At 65.2% G+C, this 7,353-nt stretch carries 6 protein-coding genes; 5 read left to right on the top strand and 1 reads right to left on the bottom strand.

Annotated elements, in window-relative coordinates:
- Nucleotides 1-176: 176 nt before the first annotated feature.
- The 5 genes from QZ149_RS06760 to QZ149_RS06740 all read left to right on the top strand — a co-directional run bounded on the left by QZ149_RS06760 (nt 177) and on the right by QZ149_RS06740 (nt 5,355).
- Entirely contained in the window at nt 177-1,619 is a 1,443-nt protein-coding gene (locus tag QZ149_RS06760; RefSeq protein WP_291450572.1) for a glycoside-pentoside-hexuronide (GPH):cation symporter, read from the top strand.
- A gap of 287 nt (nt 1,620-1,906) precedes the next feature.
- Entirely contained in the window at nt 1,907-2,374 is a 468-nt protein-coding gene (locus tag QZ149_RS06755; protein WP_291450571.1) for a hypothetical protein, read from the top strand.
- Entirely contained in the window at nt 2,371-3,453 is a 1,083-nt protein-coding gene (locus QZ149_RS06750; protein WP_291450569.1) for a peptidoglycan-binding protein, read from the top strand. The genes QZ149_RS06755 and QZ149_RS06750 overlap by 4 nt, the downstream gene beginning before the upstream one ends.
- The gene (locus QZ149_RS06745; RefSeq protein ID WP_291450568.1) at nt 3,450-4,157 is read left to right on the top strand and encodes an ABC transporter ATP-binding protein; all 708 of its coding nucleotides are present in this window, start codon (nt 3,450-3,452) and stop codon (nt 4,155-4,157) included. The genes QZ149_RS06750 and QZ149_RS06745 overlap by 4 nt, the downstream gene beginning before the upstream one ends.
- The gene (locus QZ149_RS06740; RefSeq protein ID WP_291450567.1) at nt 4,147-5,355 is read left to right on the top strand and encodes an ABC transporter permease; all 1,209 of its coding nucleotides are present in this window, start codon (nt 4,147-4,149) and stop codon (nt 5,353-5,355) included. Before QZ149_RS06745 ends, QZ149_RS06740 begins: the two co-directional genes overlap by 11 nt.
- 105 nt (nt 5,356-5,460) lie before the next feature.
- Here QZ149_RS06740 and QZ149_RS06735 read toward each other — a convergent pair whose 3' ends face one another.
- Entirely contained in the window at nt 5,461-7,344 is a 1,884-nt protein-coding gene (locus QZ149_RS06735) for an AMP-dependent synthetase/ligase (RefSeq protein WP_291450566.1), read from the bottom strand.
- Between the last annotated feature and the right edge of the window lie 9 nt (nt 7,345-7,353).

Below are 7,353 nucleotides of genomic sequence, written 5' to 3'. Positions count from 1 at the left end.
GTATAAGAGAGAGGCGATGGAACTAACTTGCTCTTCCAACAGACTAAACCTTTTTACTCAAGCGCACAATATCATAACTATGATGGTGCTGATAATCAATACTACCTTTGCATTGCTCGGGTAAATGCATTAACTTAAACGTATCCATGCAAGAGTTGCTTCGAAGGAGAGGAACCATGTCGCACGAACGAGGTGCACACAAGAGCTGGGTATCGCGCATCTGCTACGCGATCGGTAATCTGGGACAGGCGGCGTACTACAACGCGCTGTCGACATTCTTTGTCACGTACTACGCGGCGCAGACCCTGTTCCGCGACTACGAGGACTCCGAGGCTAAGGCGATGATCGCTATCATCACGGCCCTCGTCTTCATCATCCGCATCGCCGAGATTTTTATCGACCCACTCCTGGGGAACCTGGTCGACAACACAACCTCACGCTGGGGCCGCTTCAAGCCCTGGCAGGTGATCGGCGGTGTCGGCTCATCGATCCTGCTCTTCGCGATCTTCACCGGCCTCTTTGGCCTGGTCAACGTCAACAAGGGTGTTTTCATCGTCGTCTTCATCATCGTTTTCGTGGTGCTCGACGTCCTTTACTCGCTGCGCGACATCTCCTACTGGGGCATGATTCCCGCCCTGTCCTCCTCCTCGGAGGAGCGAAGCGTCTACACCGCCTTGGGCACCTTCACCGGTTCGATCGGCTACAACGGCGTCACCGCGATTGTTGTCCCCGTGGTCGCCTTCTTCGGCGGCCTCGCCGGAGCTGGCTCTGAGAGCCAGGAGGGTTGGACCGGCTTCGGCGCGGTCATCGCGATCCTCGGCATCGTCACCTGCCTGGCCGTCGCCTTCGGCACCCGTGAGGAAGAAAGTGTCCTGCGCGATCCGGGCGACAAGTCCAACCCCCTGCAGGCCTTCCAGGCCATCGGACGCAACGACCAGCTCCTGTGGGTCTCCCTGTCCTACGTCCTCTACTCGATCGCGAATGTTGCGACCACGGGCTTCATGATCTACCTCTTCAAGTTCGTGCTGCGCCTGCCCGACAGCTACTCCGTCGTCGGCATCATCGCCTTCGTCATCGGCCTGGTTGTGACGCCCCTGTACCCGGCGATCAACCGCCGCGTGCCGCGCCGCTACCTCTACCTCGGCGGTATGGCGCTCATGGCCATCGCCTACGTCCTGTTCATCCTCTTCTCCACGAACCTCACGGTCGTCTTCATCGCGCTGGTGCTCTTCTACCTGCCTGCCACGTGCATCCAGATGACTGCGATCCTCACTATCACGGACTCGGTTGAGTACGGACAGCTCAAGACCGGCAAGCGCAACGAAGCCGTCACCCTCTCGGTGCGACCCATGCTGGACAAGATCGCCGGTGCTCTCTCGAACTCCATCGTCGGATTCGTCGCCATCGCGGCCGCCATGACTAACGATGTCAACCCCGACCTGCTGACGACCGCCAACATCGAGACCTTCAAGGCTGCGGCGTTCTACGCGCCCCTCGGCGTCATCGTCCTGGCGTTCTTCGTCTTCGCGCGCAAGGTCACCCTGAGTGAGAAGAGGCACGGCGACATCGTCGCCACCCTGAAAGCGAATATGGTTCACGCTGAGGCCGTGGAGGACTGAGTCAAAGACTCCTGACGGATAGATCGTCGGGTGAGGAGTGGGGCGGGGAACGCACAGGCGTTCCCCGCCTCGCTATGCGTCAAGGGGCGACGAGGCCTGGGCGGGGTCCGCGCTGAGTGGGCGCAGGGCTGTGACCAGGCGGAAATGGCCTCGTTTCGTTACTCTCAGGATTGTCTGATGAGATTCTACGGCCGCTCCCTGATAGTTTTCAGGTAGCTTCCAGATAAGTGGACTGTAATCATCCTTGGAAGTGAGACCCACACCCTAAAATTCTTCAAGGAGTTTCAATGAAGACTCGCCCGCAGACGCGCGCCCTTGCAGTTATCGCTCTCACCCTGGCGGCGGCGCTGAGTGCGTGTGGAACGACCGATTCGTCCTCCTCGTCCAGTACCAAGTCGCCGAGCGCGGGTTCCAACGCCGCCAGCAACGACCCCAACCTGGTCTTCGCCCAGTGCATGCGTGAGAAGGGCTTCGACGTGCCCGACACGGGATTGACTCCCGACCAGCTCAACGACACCTCCGACGCCTTCAACAATGCCCTCAACGAGTGCATGATGAAGGTGTCGAACCTGACGGGCGAAGGCAACATCGCCAACGACCCGGCCGTTCGCGAGGCTATGGTGAAGGGAGCCGAATGCCTGCGCGGCCTCGGCTACGACGTGAAAGACCCCCAGCCCGGCGAGGGACTGAACCTGCCGGATATCCCCGAGGACGCCCTGAACAAGTGCTTCGCGCAGGCCGGGGGCGCCAAGTGAACCGACCACGATCCGCGCGCGCCGTAGCGGCCGCGGCACTCCTCGCGGTCGGCGCGCTGACGATGTCCGCCTGCCAGGGGTCGAGTGCGGCTTCCGACGCGCCGCAGTCTTTCGATGGGGCGACTGCGACGGTTGAGCGCGGCGACCTGATGGGGGAGACGACCGTGCAGGGTAATCTGCGCTACGCGGACTCCTACGTGCAAAAAAGTGCCTTTAACGGCGTCATCACCGCGCTGCCCACGCCCGGCACGACGCTGGGACAAGGCGACCACGTCTACACGGTGGCCGGTACGAACGCCTACCTGCTCCACGGCGCGATTCCCTCCTGGCGTTCCTTCGAGGAGGGCATGAGCGATGGCCAGGACGTCGTCCAGCTGGAGACCGCTCTGTCCGCTCTGGGCTACTTTGAGCAGACTCCTAACGGGCATTTCGACTGGAACACCATTGTCGCGATCAAGAAGTGGCAGAAGGCCCTGAGCCTGCCCCAGGACGGGACCCTGCCTCTCGGCTCCGTGCTCTTCGCCCCTGAGGACCTGCGCGTCGGTGCGCTAAAGGCCCGCGTGGGCGACACCGCAACGACGGAGACGGAGCTGTTCACGGCCTCGTCCTCGCGCCAGATCGTCTCCGCGAACCTGAAGCTCTCCGACCAGGCCCTGGGCGTTGTCGGGAATTCCGTGACGATCCGACTGCCAGGCTCGGCCAAGTCGACGACCGGCACGATCAGCGCGGTTGAGCCGCCGACCGACAAGCCCGGCGACGTGTCGTCTAGCAACAAGGAAGCGTCGAAGGAACGCATCGTCCCGGTCACCATCACCCCGGATGATCCGTCGGCTCTCGAAGGCCTGCAGGAAGCGTCCGTGTCTCTCGGCTTCACCTCCGAGTCGCGTAGCGGCGTCCTTTCCGTGCCCCTGGGTGCCCTCGTGGCCCTCAGCGCCGATCAGTTTGGCGTCGAGGTCGTCGACGAGGCCGGCTCCATTACTCGGGTTCCCGTCACCGTCGGCCTGTTCGCGGGCGACCGCGTCGAAGTGAGCGGCGACGGAATCGCCGAGGGCCAGCGCGTGGTGGTGCCCAACCGATGAGCCACATCCTGCAACTGACCGACGTGCACCGGTCCTTCGGCAGCCCGCCCGTGCACGCTTGCAATGGAGTCTCCCTGAGCGTCGATGAGGGCGAATTCGTCGCCATTGTCGGCCCCTCGGGCTCCGGTAAATCAACCCTGCTCAACCTCATCGGAACGCTGGACCGGCCCACCTCCGGGAGCGTGTGCATTGGCGGGACGGACGTATCCTCCCTGCGTGACACGGAGCTGTCGGGAGTGCGCTCCTCGTTGATCGGCTTCGTGTTCCAGCAGTTCCACCTCACGGCCGGCGTATCCGCGTTGGACAACGTGGCCGACGGCCTGCTCTACCGGGGCGTGCCCCGTGCCAAGCGCCGCGAGGCCGCGCGTGAGGCCCTGACCCGAGTGGGCCTCGGGCATCGCATCGACCACAAGCCCCACCAGATGTCGGGCGGTGAGCGCCAACGGGTTGCCATTGCGCGCGCCATCATCGGTCATCCGGCCCTGCTACTTGCGGACGAGCCGACCGGCAACCTGGATTCGCGCTCGGGTGCTTCCATCGTCGCGCTCCTGCGCGAGCTCAACGAGGCCGGCACCACCATCATCGTGATTACGCACGACAATGACCTGGCGGCGTCGCTGCCGCGCCAGATCGCCATTCGTGATGGCGAAATCGTGTCCGATTCGGGACGCCCGGGAGTCGGGGGAGGTAGCCATGACGAGTAGGAAGCACGCGCGCGCCTATCGGTCGAGCTTGCGCGCCTCCGACGTTGCCCGCCTGGGCTTGACCGGACTGCGCGCCCGGCCCATGCGCGCCGTGTTGTCGGCGCTCGGTATCGCCATCGGTATCGCCGCGATGGTCGGCGTCGTCGGAGTCTCGGCCTCCTCGCAGGCCCGCCTGCAAGAACAGCTGCGCGCGCTCGGCACGAACATGCTGACGGCGCGCAGCGGCGCGGACCTGAGCGGCACGGAGCTGATCCTGCCCGAGGACTCCGTGGGGCGCACCCGCATGATTCCCGGCGTCACGTCGGCGGCCTCCACTTCCACGCTCTCCGGCGTGTCCGTGTACCGCTCGCGCCTGTCCGACCCGAACGCGACCGGCGGCATTATTACGATGGCGGCCGACACGAACCTCCTTGACGTCGTCTCCGGGAAGATGAAGCGTGGTGCCTGGCTCAACGAGGCGACCGCGAAGTACCCGGGCGTTGTGCTGGGGTCGAAGGCCGCGCAGCTCCTCGGCGTCGTCCAGCCGGGCACGCAAGTGTGGCTGGGAGGGCGATCCTTCACGGTCCTGGGAATCTTGGAACCCGCGCCACTGGCCGAAGAACTCGACAACTCCGCGCTGATCGGGGTGTCCGCCGCTTCGACCTACTTCGACGCAGGCAAGACTCCGACGACGATCTACGAGCGCTCCTCTGAGGACCAGGTCGAGAACGTGCGGACCCTGCTCGGGCCGACCTTGGCACCCCAGGGGTCCACGGGCCTGAAGGTGTCGCGCCCCTCGGACGCGCTGGCTGCCCAGAACGCCGCCGATCAGACATTCACGACCCTGCTTGCGGGCGTCGGATCCATTGCCCTGCTGGTGGGCGGCATCGGCGTGGCCAACACGATGATCATCTCGGTGTTGGAACGCCGCAAGGAGATCGGCCTGCGCCGCTCGCTGGGGGCCAAGCGCAGCCACATCAGCGTCCAGTTCCTGGCCGAAGCCCTCATCCTGTCCTTCCTCGGAGGAGTCGCCGGATGCCTCATCGGCGGGGGAGTGACGTGGGGAATGTGCATCGCCTACGGGTGGCCGCCCACCCTCCACTGGTGGGTGATCGCTGCTGGCCTGGGCGCGACCGTCCTCATCGGTGCTATCGCCGGGCTTTACCCCGCGATTCGCGCGGCGCGCACGCCTCCGACGGCGGCCCTCGCGTCGCAGTAGCCGCAGGCACGTACGAGGCCGTGGCTGGCTCAGCAATCCCCAATCGAAAGCGGGGAGCGCGAGCCGGCCACGGCCTCGTTCATGTGCACGCAGATCGCGCGTGCGTCAGTTCTGCACGGGGCCGCCGTAGATCTCGTCGATGACGGATGCGAGGCGGCGCGTGGCTTCCCGGCGCTTGCCCTCCAGGGAGGGCGTGAGCAGACCATTGGCCTCCGTGAAGTCGGTCGTGAGGACCTTGATCTTGCGGATCGACTCGGCGCGCGAGACGTGCTCGTTCGCGGAGGCCACCGCTTTTTCCAGGGAGGCCAGGACCTCGACGTTCGAGGCCGCCTCGGCCACGCTCATCGGGGGCAGCGAGTGGGCGGCGAGCCAATCGGGCAGCATCTCCGCGTCCAGTGTGATGAGCGCGGCGACGAACGGCCTCTGATCGCCCACGACCAGGACCTGGGAGATGAGCGGGTGGGAGTGCATCGTGTTTTCGAGGGTGGCCGGGGCGACGTTCTTGCCGCCCGCCGTCACGATGATCTCCTTCGCGCGGCCTGTGATGGACACGTAGCCGTCGCGGTCCAGGCTCCCCAGGTCGCCCGTGCGGAACCAGCCGTCTTCGGTGAAGCACGCGGCCGTGGCCTCGGGGTCGTTGTGGTAGCGCTGGAAGACGCTGGGACCCTTCAGAAGGATCTCGCCCTCGTCGCTGATCTTGAAGGACATGGGCGGCAGGGCTGGGCCCACGGTGCCGATCTTGGACAGGCGGGGAGTGTTGACGGAGACCGGGCCGACCGTCTCGGTCAGGCCGTAGCCTTCCAGGACGGGGATGCCGACGCCGCGGTAGAAGTGGGCGAGCCAGGTGGCCAGGGGCGCGCCGCCCGACACGATGTAGTCCGCGTTGCCGCCCACCAGGCGGATGATCCGCTGGTAGACGAGCCTGTCGGCCAGCATATGCTGGGCCTCAAGGGACACCGAGGGGCCCTCTTCCGTATCGAGGGCCTGGGAGTAAGCAATCGCGACCTTCGCGGCCCACCGGAAGATCTTCTGCTTCGGGCCGCGCGCCTTCGTATCCGCCGAGTTGTAGATCTTCTCCAGGACGCGCGGCACCACCAGGAGGTAGCTCGGGCGGAAGGATGCCAGGTCGGGCAGGAGGTTCTTGATGTTGGGCGCGTGGCCGAGCACGCCGTTGCCGCTGATCTGGAAGACCTGCAGGAAACGCGCGAACACGTGGGCCAAGGGCAGGAACAGGAGCAGGCGCGAGTTCTTACCCGCCGCGATCTCCGGCATCCACACGTGGGCGTTGACGCACAGGTTCGTGAAGTTCTCGTGGGACAGGACCGTGCCCTTGGGCGTGCCCGTCGTGCCCGACGTGTAGACGATGGTTGCGATGTCGTCCGTCGTGAGCTTATCGGCGCGGGCAGCGACGCGGTCACGCGGGACGGTTGCGCCCTCAGCGATGAGGGTCTCGATGGCCTCTGAATCCAGGGAGAGGACGTGCGTGTTGTCCCGGTTCTCACGTTCGGCGGCTGCGCGCACGATCTCCGCCATGGACACGGTCTCGGTGACGATCAGGTTGACGTCCGCGTCGACCAGGACGTGGGCGACCTGGTCGATGGAGCTGGTCTCATAAATGGGGACTGGCACCAGGGCTGCCGCCCAGCATGCGAAGTCGAGGAGCGTCCACTCGTAGCGGGTGCGGCTCATGATCGCGACCCGGTCGCCCGGTTCGAGCCCCCGCGCCATGAGGCCGGCGGCCACGGACTGCACCTCGTCGTAGAAGTCACGGGCGCTGATCGAGCGCCACGTGTCGCCGATGCCGACCTTGCGCAGGATGAGCGGGCGGGTCGCGCCGCGCTGCACGCGTTCTTTGAGCAGGTGGGGGATCGTCGTGTGTTCGTCGATGCGCACCATGACGGGTGCGTGCCATTCGAGGGCTTCTGTGGTCGTCTGCGCCCGCGTCGTTTCATCACTGTTGGACGAGGCCGGGGTGTCCTTGTCGGTCATGCGTGCTCC

Source organism: Actinomyces sp. ICM47 (genome assembly GCF_905369875.1).
Classification (GTDB): Bacteria; Actinomycetota; Actinomycetes; order Actinomycetales; family Actinomycetaceae; genus Pauljensenia.
The sequence above is the reverse complement of the archived record's forward strand: the minus strand, read 5'-3'. Positions and strand labels throughout refer to the sequence as shown.

Excerpts from the sequence above, each read along its gene's own strand:
- QZ149_RS06760 (WP_291450572.1), top strand. The coding sequence starts at position 177 with ATGTCGCACGAACGAGGTGCACACAAGAGCTGGGTATCGCGCATCTGC.
- QZ149_RS06740 (WP_291450567.1), top strand. The coding sequence starts at position 4,147 with ATGACGAGTAGGAAGCACGCGCGCGCCTATCGGTCGAGCTTGCGCGCC.
- QZ149_RS06735 (WP_291450566.1), bottom strand. The coding sequence starts at position 7,344 with ATGACCGACAAGGACACCCCGGCCTCGTCCAACAGTGATGAAACGACG.
- QZ149_RS06745 (WP_291450568.1), top strand. The coding sequence starts at position 3,450 with ATGAGCCACATCCTGCAACTGACCGACGTGCACCGGTCCTTCGGCAGC.
- QZ149_RS06755 (WP_291450571.1), top strand. The coding sequence starts at position 1,907 with ATGAAGACTCGCCCGCAGACGCGCGCCCTTGCAGTTATCGCTCTCACC.